This is a genomic window from Azospirillum brasilense, from assembly GCF_008365405.1.
In the GTDB taxonomy this organism is placed as follows: Bacteria; Pseudomonadota; Alphaproteobacteria; order Azospirillales; family Azospirillaceae; genus Azospirillum; species Azospirillum brasilense_D.
The window spans coordinates 791,892-815,696 of sequence record NZ_QOKV01000001.1 but is presented as its reverse complement, the minus strand read 5'-3'; the positions used below and the strand labels follow the sequence as shown (position 1 = coordinate 815,696).

The 23,805-nt window shown below is 69.3% G+C and carries 22 protein-coding genes; 11 read left to right on the top strand and 11 right to left on the bottom strand.

Annotation, left to right across the window (positions count from 1 at the left end; translation table 11 throughout):
- Positions 1 to 227: 227 nt before the first annotated feature.
- Genes DS837_RS03890 through cobU form a run of 3 tightly spaced genes read right to left on the bottom strand, consistent with a single transcriptional unit; the run spans position 228 to position 2,854 of the window.
- A complete protein-coding gene (locus tag DS837_RS03890) occupies positions 228 to 1,703 on the bottom strand; it encodes a cobyric acid synthase (protein ID WP_149163495.1) in 1,476 nt (491 codons plus the stop codon).
- A 3-nt stretch (positions 1,704 to 1,706) separates the two neighbouring features.
- The gene (cobO, locus tag DS837_RS03885; protein ID WP_149163494.1) at positions 1,707 to 2,333 is read right to left on the bottom strand and encodes a cob(I)yrinic acid a,c-diamide adenosyltransferase; all 627 of its coding nucleotides are present in this window, start codon (positions 2,331 to 2,333) and stop codon (positions 1,707 to 1,709) included.
- The gene (gene cobU / locus DS837_RS03880; RefSeq protein WP_149163493.1) at positions 2,330 to 2,854 is read right to left on the bottom strand and encodes a bifunctional adenosylcobinamide kinase/adenosylcobinamide-phosphate guanylyltransferase; all 525 of its coding nucleotides are present in this window, start codon (positions 2,852 to 2,854) and stop codon (positions 2,330 to 2,332) included. The genes cobO and cobU overlap by 4 nt, the downstream gene beginning before the upstream one ends.
- A 162-nt stretch (positions 2,855 to 3,016) precedes the next feature.
- On the opposite strand from cobU, the gene DS837_RS03875 reads away from it, so the two are divergent.
- Both DS837_RS03875 and DS837_RS03865 read left to right on the top strand, forming a co-directional pair.
- Positions 3,017 to 4,012, top strand: coding sequence for an extracellular catalytic domain type 1 short-chain-length polyhydroxyalkanoate depolymerase (locus tag DS837_RS03875; protein WP_247889748.1), 996 nt, complete (start codon positions 3,017 to 3,019; stop codon positions 4,010 to 4,012).
- A 427-nt stretch (positions 4,013 to 4,439) separates the two neighbouring features.
- Positions 4,440 to 4,832, top strand: coding sequence for a hypothetical protein (locus DS837_RS03865; RefSeq protein WP_149163492.1), 393 nt, complete (start codon positions 4,440 to 4,442; stop codon positions 4,830 to 4,832).
- Between the two features lie 30 nt (positions 4,833 to 4,862).
- Here DS837_RS03865 and DS837_RS03860 read toward each other — a convergent pair whose 3' ends face one another.
- A complete protein-coding gene (locus DS837_RS03860) occupies positions 4,863 to 5,324 on the bottom strand; it encodes a hypothetical protein (RefSeq protein WP_149163491.1) in 462 nt (153 codons plus the stop codon).
- A 163-nt stretch (positions 5,325 to 5,487) separates the two neighbouring features.
- On the opposite strand from DS837_RS03860, the gene DS837_RS03855 reads away from it, so the two are divergent.
- Positions 5,488 to 6,141 carry a DsbA family oxidoreductase gene (locus tag DS837_RS03855; RefSeq protein WP_149163490.1) on the top strand — a complete coding sequence of 218 codons (654 nt, stop codon included), beginning with the start codon at positions 5,488 to 5,490 and terminating at the stop codon, positions 6,139 to 6,141.
- Entirely contained in the window at positions 6,141 to 6,560 is a 420-nt protein-coding gene (arfB, locus tag DS837_RS03850; RefSeq protein WP_014240675.1) for an alternative ribosome rescue aminoacyl-tRNA hydrolase ArfB, read from the top strand. The genes DS837_RS03855 and arfB overlap by 1 nt, the downstream gene beginning before the upstream one ends.
- Positions 6,561 to 6,566: 6 nt before the next feature.
- On the opposite strand, the gene DS837_RS03845 is transcribed toward arfB, so the two are convergent.
- Positions 6,567 to 7,010 carry a PRC-barrel domain-containing protein gene (locus DS837_RS03845; RefSeq protein ID WP_149163489.1) on the bottom strand — a complete coding sequence of 148 codons (444 nt, stop codon included), beginning with the start codon at positions 7,008 to 7,010 and terminating at the stop codon, positions 6,567 to 6,569.
- A 157-nt stretch (positions 7,011 to 7,167) separates the two neighbouring features.
- On the opposite strand from DS837_RS03845, the gene DS837_RS03840 reads away from it, so the two are divergent.
- On the top strand, positions 7,168 to 9,042 hold the full coding sequence (locus DS837_RS03840; protein ID WP_149163488.1) for an AI-2E family transporter: 1,875 nt from the start codon (positions 7,168 to 7,170) through the stop codon (positions 9,040 to 9,042).
- Positions 9,043 to 9,045: 3 nt separating this feature from the next.
- On the opposite strand, the gene DS837_RS32335 is transcribed toward DS837_RS03840, so the two are convergent.
- The 4 genes from DS837_RS32335 to DS837_RS03820 all read right to left on the bottom strand — a co-directional run bounded on the left by DS837_RS32335 (position 9,046) and on the right by DS837_RS03820 (position 14,885).
- On the bottom strand, positions 9,046 to 9,981 hold the full coding sequence (locus tag DS837_RS32335) for an ACT domain-containing protein (protein ID WP_247889747.1): 936 nt from the start codon (positions 9,979 to 9,981) through the stop codon (positions 9,046 to 9,048).
- A gap of 52 nt (positions 9,982 to 10,033) precedes the next feature.
- Entirely contained in the window at positions 10,034 to 13,660 is a 3,627-nt protein-coding gene (gene mfd, locus DS837_RS03830) for a transcription-repair coupling factor (RefSeq protein ID WP_149163486.1), read from the bottom strand.
- 10 nt (positions 13,661 to 13,670) lie between these two features.
- Complete coding sequence (locus tag DS837_RS03825) at positions 13,671 to 13,973, bottom strand: FAD assembly factor SdhE (protein WP_149163485.1); 303 nt, start codon at positions 13,971 to 13,973, stop codon at positions 13,671 to 13,673.
- A gap of 132 nt (positions 13,974 to 14,105) precedes the next feature.
- Positions 14,106 to 14,885, bottom strand: a complete 780-nt coding sequence (locus DS837_RS03820; protein ID WP_149163484.1) for a crotonase/enoyl-CoA hydratase family protein — start codon at positions 14,883 to 14,885, stop codon at positions 14,106 to 14,108.
- 198 nt (positions 14,886 to 15,083) lie between these two features.
- Between DS837_RS03820 and DS837_RS03815 the strand changes: the two genes are divergently transcribed.
- The 3 genes from DS837_RS03815 to DS837_RS03805 all read left to right on the top strand — a co-directional run bounded on the left by DS837_RS03815 (position 15,084) and on the right by DS837_RS03805 (position 17,571).
- On the top strand, positions 15,084 to 15,680 hold the full coding sequence (locus DS837_RS03815; RefSeq protein WP_149163483.1) for a hypothetical protein: 597 nt from the start codon (positions 15,084 to 15,086) through the stop codon (positions 15,678 to 15,680).
- 176 nt (positions 15,681 to 15,856) lie between these two features.
- On the top strand, positions 15,857 to 17,155 hold the full coding sequence (gene egtB, locus DS837_RS03810) for an ergothioneine biosynthesis protein EgtB (RefSeq protein WP_149163482.1): 1,299 nt from the start codon (positions 15,857 to 15,859) through the stop codon (positions 17,153 to 17,155).
- A gap of 83 nt (positions 17,156 to 17,238) precedes the next feature.
- Positions 17,239 to 17,571: a (2Fe-2S) ferredoxin domain-containing protein gene (locus tag DS837_RS03805; protein WP_149163481.1), complete on the top strand. Its 333-nt coding sequence runs from the start codon at positions 17,239 to 17,241 to the stop codon at positions 17,569 to 17,571.
- A gap of 61 nt (positions 17,572 to 17,632) precedes the next feature.
- Here DS837_RS03805 and DS837_RS03800 read toward each other — a convergent pair whose 3' ends face one another.
- A complete protein-coding gene (locus tag DS837_RS03800) occupies positions 17,633 to 18,796 on the bottom strand; it encodes a nicotinate phosphoribosyltransferase (RefSeq protein WP_145625986.1) in 1,164 nt (387 codons plus the stop codon).
- Between the two features lie 363 nt (positions 18,797 to 19,159).
- Between DS837_RS03800 and DS837_RS03795 the strand changes: the two genes are divergently transcribed.
- The 3 genes from DS837_RS03795 to DS837_RS03785 all read left to right on the top strand — a co-directional run bounded on the left by DS837_RS03795 (position 19,160) and on the right by DS837_RS03785 (position 22,204).
- Positions 19,160 to 19,672, top strand: coding sequence for a flagellar basal body-associated FliL family protein (locus tag DS837_RS03795; RefSeq protein WP_149163480.1), 513 nt, complete (start codon positions 19,160 to 19,162; stop codon positions 19,670 to 19,672).
- A gap of 113 nt (positions 19,673 to 19,785) precedes the next feature.
- Positions 19,786 to 21,138 (top strand): glutathione-disulfide reductase, encoded by a 1,353-nt coding sequence (gene gor / locus DS837_RS03790; RefSeq protein WP_149163479.1) that lies wholly within the window; start codon positions 19,786 to 19,788, stop codon positions 21,136 to 21,138.
- Positions 21,139 to 21,307: 169 nt separating this feature from the next.
- Positions 21,308 to 22,204 carry a manganese catalase family protein gene (locus DS837_RS03785; RefSeq protein WP_149163478.1) on the top strand — a complete coding sequence of 299 codons (897 nt, stop codon included), beginning with the start codon at positions 21,308 to 21,310 and terminating at the stop codon, positions 22,202 to 22,204.
- A gap of 54 nt (positions 22,205 to 22,258) precedes the next feature.
- Here the strand turns inward: DS837_RS03785 and DS837_RS03780 are convergent, their stop codons facing one another.
- Positions 22,259 to 23,608 (bottom strand): AmpG family muropeptide MFS transporter, encoded by a 1,350-nt coding sequence (locus DS837_RS03780; protein ID WP_149163477.1) that lies wholly within the window; start codon positions 23,606 to 23,608, stop codon positions 22,259 to 22,261.
- Positions 23,609 to 23,805 lie beyond the last annotated feature (197 nt).

The window sequence follows — 23,805 nt, the reverse complement described above, 5'->3', positions numbered from 1 at the left end:
TGGGCGGGGGACGCCGATCCAAGGCAAAAACCCGATGCACACCGCCGCAAGAAACGATCCGAGGGTATGCGGGAACATTCCGGATCGTGTGTGGCCGGCGGCGGGAACCGCCGGTGGATGACTCGCCAGTAATCAACGTCGTCAATGACTGCAGTTCTAGCGCGTCCCGCCTGACCCCAGCGTTGCGGGATCATGAAATCGGTTTCATGAAGCGCTGGAGCCGCCGGTCACCGCGCCGCGGCCAGCAGGGCGTCGATGTCCACATGTTCCCCCAGCCGGGCGGCGATGCGATCGAGCGCCTCTTCGACCGTCGCCGCGTAGGACTGGCCGGACGCCTCGCCGCCCAGCCCCGTCAGGAAGGCGGCGCGGAATGCGTCCGCCCCGAACAGGCCGTGCAGGTAGCAGCCCATCACCCGCCCGTCTGCGGACACCGCGCCATCCGTCCGCCCGCTGGCCAGGGTCAGCATCGGGCGGGCGCGGTCCGGCCCCTCCGTCCGGCCCATGTGCATCTCGTAGCCGGCGACCGCGGCCCCCGTGGCGGAGTCCGTACCGGTCGCCTCCTCCAGCACTTTCGGCCCCTTCAGGACGGTCTCGACATCCAGCAGCCCCAGCCCCTCGGCCTCGCCCGGAGGCCCCTCGATGCCGTCCGGGTCGGCGATGCGGCGGCCGAGCATCTGGTAGCCGCCACAGATGCCCAGCACCCGCCCGCCGCGCCTGCGGTGCGCCGCCAAGTCAATGTCCCAGCCCTGGGCGCGCAGCACCGCCAGATCGGCGATGGTCGCCTTGCTGCCCGGCAGGATGACCAGATCGGCGTCGCCCGGCAGCGGCTGGCCGCGCGGCACCATGGACAGGGCCACGTCGGGTTCCTGGGCCAGGGGGTCGACATCGTCGAAGTTGGCGATGCGCGACAGCATCGGCACGGCGACGCGCAGCCGCCCCCCGGAACGGGTCGTCCAGGTGTCCAGCGCCACCGCGTCCTCCGCCGGCAGCAGGGCGGCGTCGGCCAGCCAGGGCACGACGCCGAAGCTCGGCCAGCCCGTGCGCTCGGCGATGACCGACAAGCCGCTGTCGAACAGCCGCACGTCGCCGCGGAACTTGTTGATGAGGAAGCCCGCCACCAGCGCCCGCTCCTCCGGCGGAATCAGGGCGTGGGTGCCGACGAGGCTGGCGATCACCCCGCCGCGGTCGATGTCGCCGACCAGCACCACCGGCACGCCCGCCGCGGTGGCGAAGCCCATGTTGGCGATGTCGCCGGCCCGCAGGTTGACCTCGGCCGGGCTGCCCGCCCCCTCGACCACCACCACGTCGGCCTCGGCCTTCAGCCGCGCGAAGCTGTCGAGCACGGTGGGGAGGAGCTGCCCCTTGCGCGACTGGTAGTCGCCGGCCCGCGCCGTGCCCGCCACGACGCCGCGCACCACCACCTGGGAGCCGACGTCCGACTGCGGCTTCAGCAGCACCGGGTTCATGTGGACGGACGGCGCCACCCCGCAGGCCCGCGCCTGCAACGCCTGGGCGCGCCCGATCTCGCCGCCGTCGGCGGTGACCGCGGCATTGTTGGACATGTTCTGCGGCTTGAAGGGCCGTACGGTCAGGCCCCGGCGCAGCAGCGCCCGGCACAGCCCGGCCACCAGCAGCGACTTGCCGACATCGGAGCCGGTGCCCTGAAGCATGATCGCGCGCGAGGGCGTCTTCGCTGCGGCCATGGCTCAGAACTCGACGCCCGGCTGGGCCTTGATGCCCGCCTGGAAGGGGTGCTTGACCAGGGTCATCTCGGTCACGAGGTCGGCGGCCTCGATCAGCTCCGGCTTGGCAGTGCGGCCAGTGACCAGCACATGCAGCCCCTCGCGCCGCCCGGTCAGCACCGGCAGCACCTCCTCCACCGGCAGATAGCCCATGCGCAGGACGATGTTCAGCTCGTCGAGCACGACGAGGCTGTACTGGGGGTCGGCCATCAGCTCCTGCGCCTTGGCCCAGGCGGCCTTGGCGGCGGCGATGTCGCGCTCGCGGTCCTGGGTCTCCCAGGTGAAGCCTTCGCCCATCGTGTAAAAGTCCACGAGGTCATCGAAGCGCTCCAGCGCCACCGTCTCGCCGGTGGACCAGGCGCCCTTTACGAACTGCACGACGCCGACCCTCATGCCGTGCCCGGCGGCGCGCAGGATCAGGCCGAAGGCGGCGGTGGACTTGCCCTTGCCGTTGCCGGTGTTGACCATCAGCAGGCCCTTCTCCTGCGTCTTGCTGGCCATCACCCGGTCGTGCAGCGCCTTGCGCCGCTTCATCTTCTCGGCGTGGCGTTCGTTCTGGTCGGCGTCGTTCCGGTCGGCGTCTTCGGTCATGGTTTTTCTCCCTTCAGCAGCAGCGGCAGCCCGGCGGCGACGAAGGCCACCCTCTGGGCCACGGCGGCGATGTCCTGATGCAGCCGCCCCGCATGATCGCGGAAGCGGCGGGCCAGTGCGTTGTCCGGCACGATGCCCAGCCCCACCTCGTTGGAAACCAGCACCACCCGCCCTTCCACACCGGCCAGAGCGGCCAGCAGGTCGGCGGTGCGGGCGGGAACGTCGGCGTCGGCCATCATCAGGTTGGACAGCCACAGCGTCATGCAATCGACCAGCACGCCCGTCCCGGTGCCGGCGTGGCGGCGCAGCGCGCCGGGCAGGTCGAGCGGCTCCTCCACCGTCGTCCAGCCGGGGCCGCGGTCCTCCTTGTGGCGGGCGACGCGGTCGGCCATCTCAGCGTCCCAGATCTGGGCGGTGGCGATGTAGACCCGCGGGCCGGGCGATGCGGCCACCAGCCCCTCGGCATAGCGGCTCTTGCCGGAGCGGGCGCCGCCCAGGACCAGGGTGATGTCGGTGCTCATGATGGGCGGATCACCTGGAGGCTTGCGGGGTGGGCGCTTGCGGAACCGGATGGTTAGCGCAGTTGGCGGCCCGGCGCAAACCGCCATGGCGGTTGTCCTGCGCCACCTCCGTCCCTTACCATCCGCCGCCTTCCTTTCCGAACGATCCCGGAGCCGCCGATCGTGACCGACACCACCCGGCCCCGCCCGGCCCTGGCCCGCGCCGCAGCCTTCCTCCGCCGCCTGACCGGAAAGCTGTTCCGCCGCGGCGCGCCCGTCCCGCCGCCCCCGCCGAAGCCCGTACCCGTGACGGAGCCGATGGACTCCGGGGTCTTCACCGGCGAGGCCGGCTCGCTCGCCTACCGCCTGTTCGTGCCGATGGGTACGGCGACGGGACCGCGCCCGCTGCTGGTCATGCTGCACGGCTGCACCCAGTCGCCGGAGGACTTCGCCGCCGGAACCCGCATGAACCGGCTGGCCGAAGAGGCCAGTTGTCTCGTCCTCTATCCGGAGCAGACCCCCGCGGCGAACGACAAGAAGTGCTGGAACTGGTTCAACCCCGTCCACCAGCGCCGCGAGCGCGGCGAACCGGCGCTGATCGCCGGAGCCGCCCGGCAGGTCCTGGCGGAGCGAGGGGCCGACCCGCAGCGCGTCTACGTCGCCGGGATTTCAGCGGGCGGGTCCGCCGCGATGGTCCTGGCGACCACCCACCCAGACCTGTTCGCCGCGGTGGGCGTCCATTCCGGCCTGCCCTACGGCTCGGCCAGCGGCGTGCCCTCCGCCCTGCTGGCGATGAAGGCCGGCTCCTCGCCCGGTCAGCGTCCGGCGGCGGGGGCTCCGGTGGTTCCGGCCATCGTTTTCCACGGCGACGCGGACAAGGTCGTGCATCCGCGCAACGGCGATCATGTGATGGCCCAGGCCACCACCAACGCGGAGGGGCTGACCGCGCAGACCGAGGACGGACAGGCACCCGGCGGGCGCGGCTTCACGCGCACCATGCACAAGGACCGCGATGGAGCGACGCTGTTCGAGCAGTGGATCGTCCACGGCAGCGGCCACGCCTGGTCCGGCGGCAGCCCGGACGGCACCTACACCGACCCGCAGGGGCCGGACGCCGCGCGGGAAATGCTGCGCTTCTTCCTGTCCCACCGGCACACCGAGCCCGCAATAAGCGCGTGAGGCCGCGATTACCACTTTTGCACAGCCGAATTCGCGACGCCCGTGCCATAAACTCCTTCAGCACCCACCAGACCACCGATCCGGCCATGCGCGTCACCGCTCCCCGCCTCGCTGCCTTCGGCGCCCTCGCGCTGTGCCTGTCGGCAACGCCGACGGTCTAGGCCGCCAACGTCTCCGCCGGACAGGCCGAGGCGAAGGAGGCCGCCAAGTCGCTGGGCAACTGCACGCCCGCCAAGGTGGAGGTGATGAGCTACGTCACCGGCCGTTCTGGCCAGACCGTGTTCAAGGTGGGCTGCACGGAGGACAAGGACACCTTCGTGCTGGTGCAGTGCCGATCGCGAATCTGCACGCTGCTGCGCTGATTCATGGCTTTTTAATCAGGTTTGCCTGGAATCGGACTCGAACACGGGACGGGGTGCAAGGGGTGATGAGGCTCGCTCAGTCAATCGCGGTGCTGGCGCTGGCGGCCCTTCCTCTGGGCGCCTGCAGCGGGCCGATGATGGTCGCCAGCCTCGGCGCCGACCTCGCCTCCGTCACCAGCACCAAGAAGACGCTCGGCGATCATGTGGTGTCCGCAGCGACCGGGCGCGACTGTTCGTCCGTGTCCTTCTCGGAAACCGGGCATTATTGCCCGGAGAAGGTCTACGTCGACCGCTCCCGTGTCTATTGCTACAAGACGCTGGCCGACGTCGACTGCCACCACATTCCCGACCCGCACCGCAACGGCCACACCGCCTTGGCAAGCCCCCCGCCGGACATCCGCCCGGAACCGCGGCAGCCGGGCTGGATCGAACGGATGATGACCGCGGCGGAGCAATAAGCCCGGCGGAGTAAGCCCCCGCGCCGTTCCTCAGCGCATCTTCTTCGCCACGAAGGCCTTGGCGAGGGTCATCATCGCCTTCTCATGAGTGACGCCGCCCTGCCCGCCCTTGCCGGCGGGAACCACCATGGTGGCGGACTTGACCGGAGCGGGTGAGCCGGCGCGGCCGCGCGTCGGCGGTGCGTCGTCGTCCCCGGGATCGCGGCCGAGGCGGCTCAGCACGTCGGCCAGCGCCTCCTTGCTCAGCGCCGAATCCGCGGAACCACGTGACCGGCCCGGTGCCGAGGGTGCCGGACGGCTGGGCGCCGACGGGCGGACGCCTCGCTCGATCGCCGCGGCGGCGATGGCCTTCAGGAAGGGCTGCGAGATGCCCAGCAGAAGCTGCGGGTCCTCGGCCGCCCAGGCCATCAGCAGCTTCTGCGCGGTCGCCCGGCTCCCCTTGGCCGCCACCAGCGCGTCGCGCACCTTGCCGTCCACATAGGAATTCGCCATCGCCACACGCCTCCGACCGCCGCGGACCCTCATCCGCGAAACTCAGCGACTCTCCGGCGGCAAGGGTTAACAAAGAGTTGCAAAAACGGCCGCCCAAACGCGGCGGGTCGTCCCACGGGCAGGGCGGTTGCGCGGTGGGGCGTGAATGGGGGATAGTGGGCCTATGCTGATCGAAACCTACGCCGACCTGATCTGCCCCTGGTGCTACATCGGAAAGCGGCGGCTTGCCCGCGCGCTGGCCGACCGGCCCCGCGTGCAGGTGGAGCTGCGTTGGCAGCCGTTCCAGCTCAACCCGGACATGGCGCCGGGCGGCATGGAGCGCAGCGCCTATCTGGCGGCCAAGTTCGGCGGCACGGAGCGGGCGCGGCAGATCCATCTGGTGGTCGAGGAAACGGCGGAACGCGACGGCCTGCCGCTGCGGCTGGACCGCGTCCGGCGCACGCCCAACAGCTTCGACGGGCATCGGCTGATCCGCATCGCCGCCCGCCACGGGCTGGGCGACCGCATGGCTGATGCGCTGTTCCATGCCTATTTCGTGGACGGGCTAGACATCGGCGACCGCGACACGCTGGCCGCCACCGCCGCCGGCCTGGGCTTCGATTTCGCGGACATCAAAACTCTGCTGACCGGCGATGCCGAAACCACCGCCGTCTTCAACGCCGACGCCACGGCGCGCCAACTCGGCCTTCAGGCGGTACCCTGCTACATCTTCAACCGGCGTTACGCGCTGTCCGGCGCGCAGGAGCCCGCCAGCTTCCTCCCGCTTCTCGACCTCGGGGTCGAGGAGCAGGAGGGCGTGACGGCGGCGGCCGACTGATGATCCGGGTCACCCCGCGCATCAGCCTGGACGAGAGCGAGCTTCAGGAGAGCTTCATCCGCGCCTCCGGTCCCGGCGGCCAGCACGTCAACAAGACGGACAGTGCGGTGCAACTGCGCTTCGACGTGGCGGCCTCGCCCAACATCCCGGACGACGTGAAGGCCCGGTTGGTCCGGCTGGCCGGCTCGCGCATGACGGCGGCGGGGGTGCTGATCATCGTCGGCGACACCTACCGCAGCCAGCTGCGCAACCGCGAGGATGTGCGGGAGCGGTTGATCGACCTGATCCGCGACGCGACGGTGGTGCCGAAAAGCCGCCGTCCGACCAAGCCGACCCTTGGCTCCAAGAAGCGCCGTTTGGAGGCCAAGGGTCAGAGGTCCGACATCAAGCGTCTGCGCTCCGGCAAGCCGGAGGACTGATGCCGATTAATACGTGGTCTTCTGGCGGCTGAGCGAGATCATGTTCCCGCCATACTGGAACTCGGGCAGGTTGGCGAACTGGTCCTTGGTCAGCTGGGTCGCCACGATGGTGTCCTGCTGCTGGTTGTAGCGGACGTTGTCGATGTCCAGCGCCACGTTGCGTCCGCCGATTCCCATGATGCCGCCGGTGGAGACCACAAGCTGGCTCGGACGGTTGCTGCGGTTGAACAGAACGTCCTCGACCTGCCCCACCTTCTGCCCATCATAGGCGACGACGGACTTGCCCAGCATGGCCTGCGGCTCGATCCGCGAGGCGGTCTGGAGCGACTGCTCGGACATCGGGCGGGACGCCTGCTCGCTTCCCCCACCAAACCAGCTCGACGTCTCGGCGCAGCCCGCCAGGGCCAGAAGCGCCACCGCCGACAGGACCGGAACAGCAACCTTACGCATAGCCCCCTCCTTCTGACGAGATAACCACGCGGGTTTAAACAGGCCGTCGACCGCAATCGTCACGGTGTCTTGCGGCGATCGCGTCCGACGCACCGGAACGCGCCGCGTCCGGCCGTGTTCTGCACTCTCTCAACTCTCCCCCGAGGCTCCGCAGATCATGGCCGAAGACACCGCCCGCCGGTTGCAGGCCCGCCCCATCCCGGTGCCGAAGGCCGCCCCGCCCGCCTCCACCCAGACGACGCTGCTGGTCATCGCGCTGGTGGTGGCGACCCTGTATCTGGGAAGCGACATCCTGGTCCCCATCGCGCTGGCGGTGCTGCTGACCTTCGTCCTGGCGCCCATCGTCAGCCGGCTGGAGCGGCTGCGTCTGGGCCGGGTGCCGTCGGTGCTGGCCGTGGTGGTTCTGGTCTTCGCGGGCATCGCCGGTTTCGGCACGGTGGTCGGCGGACAGATCGCCGATCTCGCCGACAACCTGCCCAGCTACCAGCGCAACGTCCACGCCAAGCTGGATTCGCTGCGCTCCAGCGCGTCGTCGGCGGGCAGCGGCGGGGTGGTCCAGCAGGCGACCGAAGCCTTCCGCGATCTGAAGCAGGGGCTGGAGCAGGTGACCGGGGAAACCCCGCCCGCCGCCACGGCTCCCGCCAGCGCCCTGCCCGCCCCCGGCGTCGCACGGGAACCGGTGCCGGTGCGGATCGAGCAGGACGGCTCCGACGCGCTGACCATCATCAGCGACGTGCTGGGGCCGGCGATGGCGCCGGTCGCCACGGCCGGCATGGTGCTGGTCTTCACCATCTTCATGCTGCTGCAACGGGAGGATCTGCGCGACCGGCTGATCCGGCTGGCCGGGTCCGGCGACCTCAGCCGCACGACGGAGGCCATGAATGACGCGGGCGAGCGGGTCAGCCGCTATCTGCTGATGCAGTGCGTGGTCAACGTCACCTATGGTCTGCCCATCGGGATCGGGCTGTGGCTGCTCGGCGTGCCGAACCCGCTGCTGTGGGGCATGCTGGCGACGGTGCTGCGCTTCATTCCCTTCCTGGGACCGGCGATCGCCGCGGCCTTCCCGATCCTGCTGTCCTTCGCGGTCGATGCAGGATGGACCCTGCCGCTGCTCTGCATCGCCCTGTTCGTGGCGGTGGAGCTGTTCTCCAACAATGTGGTGGAGCCCTGGCTCTACGGCTCGGCCACCGGTCTGTCCTCGCTGGCGATCATCGTCGCGGCGGTGTTCTGGACCACGCTTTGGGGGCCGGTCGGCCTGCTGCTGGCGACTCCACTGACCGTCTGCCTCGTCGTGCTGGGACGGCACGTGCCGCAGCTTCATTTCCTGGAGGTGATGCTGGGCGACCGCCCGGTCCTGCCCGACGAGGCCAAGCTGTACCAGCGCCTGCTCGCCCGCGACCCCATCGAGGCCATGGAGATCGCCGAGGAAAGGATGAGCAAAGGCGGGCTGGTCGAGGCCGGACACGGCCTGCTGATCCCCACCCTGTCGCTGGCCGAGCAGGACCGCCAGCGCAACCGCCTGAACCCCGAGGGACGGCAGGCGGTAGCCGAGGGCATGGTGGCCCTGCTGGACGAGATGATGGAAACCTCCCCGCCCGCGGCGGAGGACACGCCGCTGGTCCTGTGTATCGGCGCCCGCAACGACCTGGACGAGGCGGCGGCGGCGCTGCTCGGCCACCTGTTGCGCCCGCGCGGGCTGCGCGCCGACGTGATCCCCTGCGAAAAGGTGTCCGTCCGCGCCATCGCCGCCCTGGCCCCGACCGGCGTGTCGGCGGTGGTGCTGTCCTATCTGAACCCGTCCGCCCTCTCCCACGCCCGCCGGCTGGTGCGCCGCCTGCGCCTGCATTTCGGCCCGAACGTGCCGATCCTGCTCTGCCTGTGGAGCGCCCACCCCGAAGCCGACGCTCCGGAGCACGCCATATCCCAGACCACCGCCGACCGTGTCGCCACCAGCCTGACCGGCGCCGTCACCCAGTTGGAGGAGATGGGCGTGCTCGCCGCCGTCGAAGCGGAGAAGGCCCCGCAGGCGTAACGGTCAGGAGGGCGCCACGACGGTGCAGACGCGCTTCAGCGCGTCGGCCGCGCGCTCCACGTCCTCGTCACGCACCAGCACGTAATCGGTGTCGTAGGTGGACATGGCGAAGATCGGCACCCGCGCCTGGGCCAGCGGCACGGCGATGCGCGCCAGCACGCCGAACAGGGAGAAGTCCAGCGGCCCCTCCACCTTGAAGGCGCGCCAGCCACGTTCCGCCGTCACCCCGTCCGGCACGCGGGATTCGCGGCAGAGGATCGACAGCTCCTCCCCCGTGCGGGTGGCGCTGACCAGCGGGTCGGTCCAGTCGAGCCACATCGGCATCCCGTCCCCCGGCGCCAGCCGCGCCACCGCCAGCCGGTCGGGCAGCACCGACAGGGTCAGCGGCTTGGTCTCCGGCAGCAGGGCGGCGTCCAGCGTGGCTCGGTCCACCTCGAACGGCTTCAGGATGCGCTTGGCCCTCGCGGCCAGCGACGGAATGCGCGAGCGCATGGCCCGGCCCAGCATGTCCGCCGCGACCGGGCGAAGCTCCGGATCGTCCGCCGCCAGATCGACCATGGCCTGAAGCGCGGCGCTCTGCACGATCCGGCTGGCCCGGTTCTCGAACCAGCCCTCCAGAAGCGCCACCACCCGCTCGCGCTGCTCCCCGGTCAGGGTCAGGCGCGGCAGGATCGCCGCCAGATGCCAGCGCACCTCGGCCTGCTCGATCGCCGCCCCCTCGGTCAGCAGCCGGTCGGCGAAGGCGTCCAGCGGGCGGGCGTCGCCGCGCGACACCCGGTCCAAGGCGTCGGCGGCGCGCATCCGCACCCCGGCGTCGCCGTCGAACAGGCAGGCCACCAGTTCCGGCAGCCGGGCGGGGTCGGCGGCCACCGCCTCCGCCACCGTGGGAATGTTGCCGAAGGCCCGCCGATCGCCGCCAAGCGCCAGGGCCTTAGCCAAGCCCTTGTCCTTGGGCCCGATGTCTCTCGGACCGCTATCCTTGCTCATCGCCTCAGCGCCGCCCGAAGGGACGCGAGGGGATGTTCCGGCCGAACTTGGACCCGGCCTTCAGCGCGCTGGGACGCGGCGGAGGCGGGGGCGGCGGAGGCGGAGGCGCCTCGCCCTTCGGCACAGCCCCGCCGCCGGCCATCTGGGCGAGATCGCTCATCAACCGGTTGACGCCGCGCACCCGCTGGGCCTCGTCGGTCCATTCGCGGGTGTAGACCAGCTTGTGGTCGGGCCGCAGCTTCATCAGGCTGATCTGCTGGCTGATGTAGGTCAGCAGCTTGGCCGGCTCGGCGTAGCTGTTGTTGCGGAAGGTCAACACGGCGCCCTTCGGCCCGGCGTCCACCCGCTCCACCCCCGCCTGCCGGCAGAGCTGCTTGATGGTGACGACGTCGAGCAGGTTTTCCACCTCGCCCGGCAGCTTGCCGAAGCGGTCGATCAGCTCCGCCGCGAAGCCGTCGATCTCCGCCCGGTCCACCAGATCGGCGATGCGGCGGTAGAGCGACAGGCGCACCGTCAGGTCGGGGACATACTCCTCCGGGATCAGGACCGGGGTGCCCAGGTTGATCTGCGGGGTCCAGGGCTGGTCCTCCGCGCCGCTCGGAACCTGCCCGTCCATGCCGGCGCGGGCGTTGGCGACGGCCTCCTCCAGCATGTGCTGGTACAGCTCGACGCCGACCTCCTTGACGTGGCCCGACTGCTCCTCGCCCAGCAGATTGCCGGCGCCGCGGATGTCCATGTCGTGGCTGGCCAGCTGGAAACCGGCGCCCAGGCTGTCCAGCGTCTCGATGACGTGCAGCCGCTGCTGCGCCGTGCCGGTCAGCGGCTTGTTCGGCGCGTAGGTCAGGTAGGCGTAGCCGCGCACCTTCGACCGGCCGACGCGCCCGCGGATCTGGTAGAGCTGGGCCAGACCGAACATGTCCGCCCGGTGCACGATCAGCGTGTTGGCGTTGGGGATGTCGATGCCGCTCTCGATAATGTTGGTGGCGAGCAGCACCTCGAACTTGCCCTCGTCGAAGGCGGTCATCACCTCCTCCAGCTCGCTGGCCGGCATCTGGCCGTGGGCGGTGACGATCTTGACCTCGGGGACCAGTTCCCGCACCCGCTCGGCGACCTTGGGCAGGTCCTCCACGCGTGGGCAGACGTAGAAGGTCTGGCCGCCCCGGTAATGCTCGCGCAGGATCGCCTCGCGCACCACCACCGGGTCGTAGGGCAGCACGAAGGTGCGTACCGCCAGACGGTCCACCGGCGGGGTGGCGATCAGCGACAGCTCGCGCACGCCGCTTAGTGCCATCTGGAGCGTGCGCGGGATCGGCGTGGCGGTCAGCGTCAGGACGTGCACGTCGGCGCGCAGCTCCTTCAGCCGCTCCTTCTGCTTCACGCCGAAATGCTGCTCCTCGTCGACGATGACCATGCCGAGCTGCTTGAACTGAACGCCCTTGCCGAGCAGCGCGTGGGTGCCGATCACGATGTCGGCGGTGCCCTCCGTCAGCTCCTGCTTGACCTTGGTCTGCTCCTTGGGCGTCACCATGCGCGACAGCTGGACGACGCGCAGCGGCAAACCCGCAAACCGCGTCGTGAAGGTCTTGAAGTGCTGCCGCGCCAGCAGCGTGGTCGGCACCACCACGGCAACCTGCTGGCCGCTCATGGCGACGAGGAAGGCGGCGCGCAGCGCCACCTCCGTCTTGCCGAAGCCGACATCGCCGCAGACCAGCCGGTCCATCGGGCGGCCCGAACCAAGGTCGGTGAAGACCTCCTCGATGACCTTCAACTGGTCGTCCGTCTCCGGGTAGGGGAAGCGGGCGGCGAATTCCTGATAGACGCCCTCCGGCGTGTAGACCGGGTCGGCCTTCTTCAGCATGCGCTCGGCGGCGATCTTCAGCAGCGCCTCGGCCATGTCCTTCAGGCGCTTCTTGACGCGGGCCTTGCGGCCCTGCCAGCCGGCCCCGCCCAGCTTGTCGAGCTGCGCGTGCGCGTCCTCCGACCCGTAGCGGGTCAGCACCTCGATGTTCTCGACGGGGACGTAGAGCTTGTCGCCCCCCTCGTAGATCAGCCGCAGGCAGTCGTGGGGGGCGCCGGACACCTCCAGCGTCTCCAGCCCGTCGTAGCGCCCGATGCCGTGGTCCATGTGCACCACGAGATCGCCGGAGGCCAGCGCCGTGTATTCGGCGATGAAGTTGGCGGCCTTGCGCTTCTTCTTCGCCGCCGGGCGGACGAGGCGGTCGCCGAGGATGTCCTGCTCGGTGATGACGGCCATGTCGGCGGAGGTGAAGCCGTGCTCCATCCCCAGCACGATCATGCCGATGACGTGGCGGTCAAAGCGGCGGACGTCCTCGATGCTCTCCGCCGGCTCCAGCCCCGGAATGCCGTGGTCGCCCAGCACCGTCATCAGCCGGTCGCGCGACCCCGCGGAATAGCCGGCCACCAGCACGCGCCGCCCGTCGGCGCGCAGGGCACGGATGTGGTCCTTCACCGCCTCGAAGACGTTCACGTCGGGCCGCGCCCGCTCCTCGGCGAAGTCGTGGCCGCGGCGCCCGCCGGCGTCCAGCGTGCCCTTGATGCCCGGCGGCGTGCCGAAGGGCTGGAGCTGCGCCACGGCGTGGGCGGCGAACAGGTCGTCCCAGGCCTGCGCGTCGAGGAACATCATGCCGACCGGCACCGGCTTGTAGACCGGCGAGCCCGTCCGCTTCTCGATGACGATCATGCTCTCGCGGGAGCCGTGGAAGTCCACCACCTGCGCGATTCGCGAATCGCGCGACTCCGTCGCCTGATGGTCCAGCGACAGGATGGCCTTGGGCATGTAGGCCAGCAGCGATTCCATCGTCTCGTGGAACAGCGGCAGCCAATGCTCCATGCCGCCGTACTTGCGCCCGGCGCTGATCGCTTCGTAGAGCGGATCGTCGTCGGTGACGGCGCCGAACAGCTCGCGGTAGCCGGAGCGGAAGCGGGCGATGCCGGCCTCGTCCAGGAAGACCTCGGACATCGGCTTCAGGTCGATGCCGTCGCGCTTGTCGGTGGTGCGCTGCGACATCGGGTCGAAGCTGCGCACGGCCTCCAGCTCGTCGCCGAACAGGTCGAGGCGCAGCGGCTCGTCGGTGCCCGGCGGGAACAGGTCGACGATGCCGCCGCGGACGGCGAACTCGCCCGGTTCGCGCACCGTCTGGGCGCGGGTGTAGCCGTTGCCGGCCAGATAGCGCTGCAGCTTCTCCAAATCGATCCGGTCGCGCAGCTTCGCCGAGAACACCGCGTCGCGGAAGGCGGCGCGGGGCGGCACCTTCTGCACCATGGCGTTGACGGTGGTCAGCACGACCAGCGGCGCCGCGTCCGCCTTGCGCGCCAGCAGGCGGGTCAGCGTGTCGATGCGCTTCGCCACGATGCCGCCGTTGGGCGACACCCGGTCGTAGGGCAGGCAGTCCCAGGCCGGGAAGACCTGCACCTCCAGCGACGGCGCGAAGAAGGCCAGCGCCTCCGCCAGCTGGGCGGCGCGGGTGTCGTCGAGCGCGACGTGGAGAAGTCCGGCACTCCCCGCCCGCTTGGCGAGGTCGGCGAGGACGCGGGCGTCATGACCGGCGGGGGCGCCGCCGACCAGAAGGCGGCCGGAGCGTCCCGGCTGCAACTGTTCGAAGCTGGGCAAGGATCGGGCCTCAGGACCCCTGACGGGGCGTGTAGCGGAACTGGGTCAACAGCTGCATGACGTCGGTGTCATGCTCGGCGGGTAGCGGCTCACGCCCGGCGTACCAGTTGTAGAGGTCGGGGTCGCTGAGTTCGAGCAGCGCCTCGTAGCGGTCGAGCTGCGCGTGGTCGAACTCCGGGACATGGGCGTCGGCGAAGCTGCCGATCAGCAGGTCCATCTCGCGCATGCCGCGGTGCCACGACCGGAAGCGCAGCCGCTTGCGCCGGTTTTCCAGGGATTCGCCGCTCTCGGACAGGGTGTTCTCGTCGCTCATGCCATCCACGCCAAAAAGCCCCGGCCCCGGAAGATAGGGGGCGGAGCGGTCCACATCCACCCCCGCATCCTGCACACCGGCACGCCCCCGCGCAAACCGAAATGCCGGACGATCCCCCGGAAGGAGCTTGATTCAGCGCGCCAGCCACGCCTCCAGCCCGTCGCGCAGGTCCGCCCCCGGCGCCAGCCGGGCGAAGCGCTCGGTTTCCACCGCCAGCCCTTCGCCGATGGTCATGTTCAGCCCGCGGGTCACCGCCCCCAGAATGCCGGACACCGCGGCCGGGGAATGCCGGACGATCCGCCCAGCCAGTTCGAAGGCTGCGGGCAGCAGGGCGTCGTGGGCCACCACCTGATTGACCAGCCCCACCGCCAGCGCCGTCGCCGGCGGGAAGGCGTCGCCGGTCAGCAACCATTCCAACGCCCGCTTGCGCCCGGCGTTGCGGGGAAGCCGCTGCGTCCCGCCGAAGGTCGGCATCATGCCGAGCTTGATCTCCGCCTTGGAGAAGGTCGCCCGCTCGCTGGCGACGGCGAGGTGGGCGGCCTCCAGGATTTCGCAGCCGCCGCCGTAGCAGATGCCGTTGACCGCGGCGATGATGGGCTTGGGGAAGGACTCGATCCGCGCGCACAGCGTCTGGCCGGGCCGGAACGCCCGCACCGCCGCCTCCGGTCCACGCCGGACGGCCTGGGTGAATTCCGCTATGTCCGCCCCGGCGGAGAAGGCCCGCTCCCCGGCGCCGGTGACGACGACCGCCCGCACCGCCGCGTCGGCCTCCAGCGCGTCCAGCGTGTCGAGCATCGCGGCGGCCAACGCCGTGCTGATGGCGTTCAGCTTCTCGGGCCGGTTCAGGGTGAGGGTGGCGATTCCGCCGGCGGTGACGCACAGCACGGGGTTGGCGGGGTCGGTGTAGGGCATGGCGCGTTCCTTTTTCCTGCGTTCGGGATGCCCCACTGTCGAGCCCGAGCCACGCTCCTGGCAAACGAGTACGCCGCGTGTTCGGGTGAGCAACGCTCACCTGAAACCGGGCCTGCGCCGCACGCCAAAGCGTCACCTTGACAGAATCGCGACAGTTGGTACACTGAACAGTCCCAGCCATTAGCCGTGGAGGTCGCCATGACCGACGGTTCGATCGGACGCTCGGAACCTCTGGTCCGCTCGGCCGGCGTGGTGGAGCGCACCGGCAGCGCGACCGACCGCAAGCAGCGGCGACAGAATCGGCAGGACCTGCAACAGCAGGAGCGCGAGCAGCAGGAACGCCGCGACCAGGACGAAGCCAACCACAAGCGGCGGCGCCTCTACGACCTGCTGTTCGACGAGATCGATGAGCTGGACACGCTGAACGCCGGGCAGCGGGCGCGCATCAAGCAAAATCTGCGCGCGCAGCTCGCCAACCGTCGTCCGCCGCCCCATCTCGCCCCCAACCTCGCCCAGCCGCCGCCGGCGGATCAGGACATCGAACGCATCGCGGCGGCGCTCCTCGAAAAGGCCGTCGCGGCCCATCCGGTCGACCATGACCACATCGTCGACATGGCGGCGCCGACAAACCCCGCGCTTCCGCCAGGACAGACGGCGGAAAACGTGGCGCTCGCCAACCAGCTCCGCGATTGCCTGGAACAGCGCACGACGACATCCCGGCGTGTTGCCGTGTATCTGCGCCTGCTTCTGACACTCGAAGGCGCCTTCCGTCCGCATCTGGTGGTGGACGCATAACCACAACCCCACCGCGGGTGTTATGCGCGAATTCGGAGAAAGCCCTCCTCCGATGCGCCACCCAGGATGGTCGGGCCATGCGGCACAATGGCCCTGTTGTTTCTCCGGCGGAGTCCGGGCGCGTCCCCGCGCCGTTCCCGCCGCGGAAAAACCCGCTCCCGCAGGGAGGTTCCCCCGTGCCCGACACCCATCTCGCCACGCATGCCCAGCCGTCCGGCGACGCCCTTCGCCAAGCCCTTTCCACCCGTTTCCAAAAAGTCCGCGCCCGCACCGCTGAACTCGCGGCTCCCTTGTCGCCCGAGGACCTGATGGTCCAGTCGGTGGCCGACGGCGCGCCGGCCAAATGGCACCTCGCCCACACGACGTGGCTGTTCGAAACCACCGTCCTGGTGCCCTGCAACCCCGGCTACCGCCCCTTCGACCCGGCCTTCCTGACCCTGTTCGCCGCGCGCGACGACCGCTTCGGCAGCCACCAGCTTCCCTCCCCCACCCTGCGCCTGCTCTCCCGGCCCAACGCGGCGGAGGTGATGCGCTACCGCGACCATGTGAACGCCGCGGTGCTGCATCTGCTGAACCAGGCCGACGAGGCGGACCTGCCGGAGATCGCCGATCGTGTGATCGTCGGGATCACGCACGAGCGGCGCCACCAGGAACGGCTGCTGACCCACATCAAGCACGCCTTCTGGAGCAACCCGCTGCGCCCCGCCTACGACCAGCCGCCGCAGGCCGTTCCGACACCGCCGCAGCCGGAACGGTGGATCGAGCATGAGGGCGGCCTCGTCGAGATTGGGCTGACAGACGCCGGGGCCGGGTTCGACCATGAGGGGCCGCGCCACCGCGTCCATCTGCAACCCTTCCGCCTCGCCGTCCTGCCGGTGTCCTGCGGTGCCTTCCGCGAGTTCATCGAGGATGGCGGCTACGCGAAGCGCGCGCTCTGGCTCGCCGACGGCTGGGAAGCGGTGCAGACCGAGGGGTGGCAGGCCCCGCTCTATTGGGAATGGCGCGACGGCGCGTGGCAGATCTTCACGCTCTACGGCATGCGCCCGCTCGATCCCGCTGAGCCGGTCTGCCATGTCAGCTGGTTCGAGGCGGACGCCTTCGCCCGCTGGGCGGGCAAGCGCCTGCCGGATGAGGCCGAATGGGAAGCGCTCGCCTCCCGTTGCGACAGCATGGGCAACCTGCTGGGCACCGGCCACCGCCACCCGCGCCCCAGCACCTGCCACGGCGACGGCCCCTGGCAGTTGTTCGGCGACGTGTGGGAATGGACGCGCAGCCCCTTCGTCCCCTACCCCGGCTACCGCCTGCCCGACGGGGTGGACGAGGCCGTCCATGGCCGCTTCATGATCAACCGCATGGTGTTGCGGGGCGGCAGCTGCGTCACCCCCTTCGACCACGCCAACCCGACGACCCGGCATTACCTGCGGCCAGAGTCCCGCCTGTCCTTCACCGGCCTGCGGCTGGCTGAGGATGCCTGAGACATTGGAATCGTTTCAAATGGTGGCGCTGCACCGCAGCAGGCTCTATAACCATAATTAAATTATGGCCTATGGAGCCTTTGATGCCCCTCGATCTGCCACAAGTGTTCCGCCACCACGTTTTCTGTTGCTCCCAGCAGCGCCCGCCCGGCCATCCGCGTGGGAGCTGCGCGGCGAAGAACGCCCACCCGCTGTGGGAACAGCTCGGCCAGCGCATCCAGGCCAAGGGATTGCTGGGCGTCGGCATGGCTTGGACCGGCTGCCTCGGCTTCTGCTCCGCCGGGCCGCTGATGGTGGTCTATCCGGAGGGCCTGTGGTACCGCCCGGAAACGCCCGAGGACATCGACGAAATTGTCGAGTCGCACCTCGTCAACGACACGCCGGTCGAACGGCTTGTGATGGTGCTGACCCGCTGAACGCAAAAGCCCCTCCGCGGCACGGCCGGCGGAGGGGCTTTCTTCTTGCGAAACGACGATGCTACTTGCGGAACAGGAACTCGCGGCCGACCTTCACACGCTTCTCGCCGTCATATTCGATGATGTCGGCGGTGGCGTAGGTTTCGGTCCAGCGCTCGGGCAGATAGCTGCCGGTGCCGATGATGTCGACGGGGGCGTTGGCCTCCGCCATCAGGCGGCACTTGGCCGGGCCGAAGCCGGAGCTGGCGACGATCTTCACCGCCGGGAAACCGGCCTCGTCCAGCTTCTCGCGCATGAAATGGATCGCCGCCGCCGACACGCCGGTGCCGATCAGGTAGCGGAGCTGCGTCTCGTCGCGGTAGCCGCGGATGGAATGGGGGGCGTGCCGCTCCAGCACGGCGTAGGAGCCCGGCGGGTCCAGCCCCTCCAGGAAGCGCCCGCCCGGCGTGTCCAGCCGCACCGCCAGCTTGCCCTGCGCGGCGAGGCCGGGGAAACGGCGGCAGACCTCCATCGCGTCGGTCACCTCGCGCCCGAAATAATCGACCAGGACGGTCAGCGGCAGTTCGGGGAAGGTCTCGTGGAACATCTCCGCCGCCCGCACGGTCGATCCGGCGTAGCCGATCAGCGCATGCGGCATCGTGCCCATGCCCTTCTTCTGGCCGAAGAAATGGGCGGTGGCGTCGGTGGCGTTGCCGATGAAGCCCTTGGCGCCGACCTTGCGCTTCGCCCGGTCCGACCCGACCGAGGCGGCGTAGGCCATCATCTCCTCCATCTCCGTGCCGGCGCAATGACGCGCCTCCATGGCGAGGAAGGCCGTCTTCGGCAGGTCGGCGCACATGGTGAAGGCGTTGTAGGCGCCGACGCAGGCGGGGCCGAGCTTCTGCAAGATGATCGTCTCGGTGTCGACCAGATGGTAGAAGGAGCCGGTGATGTAGAGGATCGGCTCGCCCGCACCGACCCACTTCCCTTCCGGGTAGTTCAGGACGATGTCGAGGTCGAACCCGCGTTCCCGCGCCACCGCCTCCAGCCATTCGATGGCGAGTCGCGGCGCGCAGACCACCGGACGGCGCATGAAGATGGCGTAGGTGACCTTCTTGTCACCGAATTTCCCGACCGCCTCCTTGGTCCGCTTGAAATAGGTGTCGGTCCATTCGGTGATGGCCGACGCGGGCGGATGGCTGGCGGGCGCGTGACTGGCCGGCGGCTGGTTCCTGGTCTCGTCCATGGCGATGTCCTTGTCTTCCCGCTCTTGCCCTTCGCGACGATCACGTCCGGAGGCCGCTCCCACCGTGGGAACGGCAATCCGATTGAGAAACCAGCATTATACGCCCCGGCCCTCCGGTGGAAGAGGCTTCATCCGCTACGGCCAACCGCCGCAAGCAATGGTGATTTACCAAAAATACGCTACGAAATCCGGCGCATTTCAAACACAAAGAAGCCGAGAAGAGATGCGCAGTTCCACACTGTAATGCGCTGTCGCCAAAAAGTATAAAATACCTATATTTGACGCCTTCCTTTTACCCATCCACCATGCACTCAAGAACAGGCGCCACCCCCTATCGGCGCCGGGAAATGCGACGAGGTCGGCATGAGCCGGACAATCCGCCAGAACGCGCCGAACATTGCGGCAGGCCCCTCGACGGCAGCCCCCTCGACGCTGGATCGCCTGAGCCGCCGGGTGGTGGTCGGGCTTCTCTGCACCATGGCCGGGCTGGCCGCCGCGGGCACCGGCGGGGCCTTCCTGCTGAAGCCCGGCACGGCGCAGGCCGGGCGTGTGGTCGGTGATACGCTGCGGACCGCCGCCAACTACGCGCGGCTGCCGGCGATGATCTTCACGCTGAGCGACGGCGACCGGCTGCGCGAGCTGCGGGTCCGCGTGGTGCTCGACATGGAGCCGACCGCCCCCGCCAAGACGGTGGAAAGCTACGGGCCGCGCATCGCCAGCGCCATGACCAACGTGATGCTGGACACCGACCCCGGCGAACTGCGTGGGCGCAACGGCGCCTTCTACATCAAGGATGCGGTGATGCGCACCGCCGCGAAGGAACTCGGCGCGATGAAGATCCGGCAGGTGCTGGTCCAGGAACTCGTCATGCGCTGACGGAAGGCCCGCTCCGCCCACGCCGACGCCGGCCCTCCAACGCTCGACAGGGGCGGCGGAATGGGGAACACTCCCCCCTCCCGTTCGGATCTTGGGATTGCAAGGAGACGGCCGTGGCCGAGTTCGATTTCGACCTTTTCACCATCGGTGCCGGCTCCGGCGGCGTCGCGGCCAGCCGGCGGGCCGCGGCCATGGGGGCCAAGGTCGCCATCTGCGAAGGCAGCCGGGTCGGCGGCACCTGCGTCATCCGCGGCTGCGTGCCGAAGAAGCTGCTGGTCTACGCCGCCCAGTTCCGCGACGCCTTCGAGGACTCCAGCGCCTATGGCTGGTCCACCACCACGCCGGCCTTCGACTGGGCGACGCTGATCGGTCGCAAGGACGCGGAGATCGACCGGCTGAACGGCATCTACATCAAGATGCTTGAGAACTCCGGGGTCGCCCTGCACACCGGCTTCGGACGGCTGATCGACCGCCACACGGTGGAGGTCGCCAACCAGCGCTACACCGCGAAGAACATCCTGGTCGCCACCGGCGGCTGGCCGGCGCTGCCCAAGATTCCGGGGATCGAGCACGCCGTCACCTCCAACGAGGCGTTGCAGCTCGGCACCCTGCCCCACTCCGTCATCATCCTGGGCGGCGGCTACATCGCCGTGGAGTTCGCCGGGATCTTCCGCGGCCTGGGCGCCGAGGTCACGATCATGATCCGCGGCGAGGAGCTTCTGAACGGCTTCGACGACGACATCCGCGTCGCCCTGGCGCAGGAGATGCGCAAGCGCGGCATCACCATCCTCACCCGCACCCAGCCGGTGAAGGTCGAGGAGGGCCCCGGCGGCTTCACCGTCACCGACCAGCTGGGGCGGGAGCATTCCGCCGGCCTCGTCATGGCGGCGACCGGGCGTCGTCCGAACACGCGCGACCTCGGGCTGGAGGCCGCCGGCGTCGCGCTGGACGAGGCCGGGGCGATCCGGGTGGACGAGTATTCACGCACCAGCGTGGACAACATCTTCGCCGTCGGCGACGTGACCGACCGCATGGCCCTGACCCCCGTCGCCATCGCTGAGGGGCGCGCCTTCGTGGAGACGCTGTTCAACGACAACCCGACCAGCATCAGCTACGCGAACATCCCGACCGCCGTCTTCTCCATCCCTCCGCTCGGCACCGTCGGCCTGACCGAGGCGGAGGCGCGGGCGAAACACGCAACGGTGGACATCTACAAGGCCGGCTTCCGCCCGATGAAACACACCATGTCAGGCCGCGACGAGCGCGTCCTGATGAAGCTGGTCGTGGACGGCGAGAGCCAGCGCGTGCTCGGCTGCCACATGATGGGCATGGACGCGCCGGAGATCGTCCAGGGGCTGGGCATCGCCCTGAACTGCGGCGCCACGAAGAAAGATTTCGACCGCACCATCGCCCTCCACCCGTCCACCGCGGAAGAGTTCGTCCTGATGCGCGAGAAGGTGTCCTGACGATCGGACATAAAACCAAAGGTCAGGAGCCTGATTTCCTGGAACGCTTCTAAGAAGCCTGTGTTGAGGGCACACGACGATGGCGGCGGCACTCACGGCGGCGGTCAAGCACCCCCGCGGAAGCCGTCGCCTCCCATCCTTCATCCAGGCAGCGGGAGGGCTCCTACGCATGTTCATGCACAACAAGAACCTGATGTACACGGTCCGCGTCGCCGAACCGGACCCGAAGCTGGCCAGCCTGATGCTGGAACAGTTCGGCGGCCCCCAGGGCGAGTTGGCGGCGGCCTTGCGCTACTTCACGCAGGGCCTTTCCGACGAGGACCCGGGCCGCAAGGACATGCTGATCGACATCGCGACCGAGGAACTGAGCCATCTGGAGATCATCGGCAGCATCGTCGCCATGCTCACCAAGGGCGTGAAGGGCAAGCTGGCCGAGGGCGCCGAGGAGGTCACCGACCTCTACGCCGACATCGCCAAGGGCAACGGCAGCCACACGCTGGCCCTGCTCTACGGCGGCGGCCCGGCGCTCACCAACTCCGCGGGGCAGCTCTGGACCGGCGGCTACATCGACAGCATCGGCGAGCCGACCGCCGACTTGCGCTCCAACATCGCCGCCGAATCGCGGGCCAAGATCATCTATGAGCGCCTCATCAACATCACCCCCGACCCGGGCGTGAAGGACGCGCTGACCTTCCTGATGACCCGCGAGGTCGCCCACCAGAAGATGTTCGAGAAGGCGCTCTACTCGATCGACAACAACTTCCCGCCGGGCAAGCTGCCGGGCAACCCCGAATACACCGACAAGTATTACAACATGAGCCAGGGCGACGGCGACATGCGCGGCCCGTGGAACCAGGGCGAGCAGTGGGAGTTCGTGAACGTCACCCCCGACCAGGCCCCGGTCAGCGGCGGCGATGGCAACCCCTCGGTCCGGCTGGCGGCGGAGGAGATGAAGGCCGTCAACGAGGCCGCCAAGCGCACCATGTCGCGCACCGACGTGAACCCGGTGACGGGTGCCGACCTCGGCGCCGGCCCCGGTTCCGGCAAGATGACCCCGGTGAAGTAAGGCCCCGATCCCCCTCCCCCGCCCAGCGGGGGAGGGTCAGGGTGGGGGCAAGTGTCACGTTCCGGCCTTCACCACCGCCTCGTCCCGCCTTGGCCGGGTCATCAGCCACAGCAGAACCAGCAGCCCCGGCACCGCCCCGCCGGTGGACAGCAGGAAGAAGCTGCTCCAGTCCATCCGCTCGGCCAGCCAGCCGGACGACGCCCCGAACAGGTCCCCGCCCAGCTTGTAGAAGCTGCTGAGCAGCGCGTATTGCGTGGCCGTGTAGGCCGTGTTGCACAGGCTCGACAGATAGGCGACGAAGGCCGCCGTCGCGATGCCGCCGCAGACATTCTCCAGCGCCACCGTCACCGCCAGCGCCGACACGTCATGCCCGACCTGCGCCAGCATGACGTAGCCGAGGTTGGACAGCATCTGCATCAGCCCGCCGACCAGCAGCCCGCGCAGAACGCCGATGCGCCCGACCAGCACGCCGCCGATCAGCCCGCCGATGATCGTCGCCCACAGGCCGAACAGCTTGGTGACGTTGGCGATCTCCGTCTTCTCGAAGCCGAGATCGACATAGAAGGGCGCCGACATCACACCCGCCAGCACGTCCCCCAGCTTGTAGCAGGCGATGAACAGCAGGACCGCCGCCCAAGCGGGCCGCGTCATGAACTCCACGAAGGGCGACACGACGGCGCCGTAGATCCAGGCCAGCAGGTCCGCCTTCCAGCCGGTCAGGTGCGGGCGGGCGGCCAGCCAGTCGGCCACATGCTGCTCCCGCGCCTTGGTCTCCGCGGTGTCGGCGACCTTCGGCTCGCGGTTCAGCAGGATCGTCACCATGCCGATCGCGACCAGCCCGGCCATGACGTAGTAGGCGACGTGCCAGCCGAAGAACTCCGCGAGGTACAGGGCCCCCGCCCCCGCCGCCAGCATGCCGAAACGGTAGCCGAGCACGAGGATGGCCGCACCCGCAGCCTGCTGATGCTCCTCCAGCACTTCGACGCGGTAAGCGTCGACCACGATGTCCTGGCTGGCCGAGAAGAAGGCGACCACCACGGCCAGTATGGCGGTCCACCACAGGTCGGTGACCGGGTTGGTGCTGCCCAGCCCGATCAGGGCCGCCATCAGTCCGACCTGCGCCACCAGCGCCCAGCCGCGCCGCCGCCCGAACAGGCGGGTCATCACCGGCAGGCGCAGCCGGTCGATCAGCGGCGCCCAGACGAACTTCAGCGCGTAGGGCATGGTGACCAGCGCGAACAGGCCGATGGCCGTCTTGCTGACGCCGCCCTCGCGCAGCCAGATCGACAGGGTGGAGCCGGTCAACGCCAGCGGCAGCCCTTCCGAAAAGCCGAGGAACAGAATGGCCAGAACGCGCCGGTCAAGATAGACGGAGGCCGCCTGACCCCAGGAGGATGGTTTCACCCGTTAACCCTTCCGCACACCTGCGTAACCGTCTGTATAGGCCGCTCCCGAAGGTCCCGGCCAGCGCGCTTTTTCGGGCGCCACGCCGCATCATCCATTGCGGAAGTTGCGGTCGAAACTATGGAAAAATTTCCCGGCAACCGCTATACAGAGTACCCCTCCGGCTGTCATCCGGCCGGCTGCGGGAACCCTTAGCA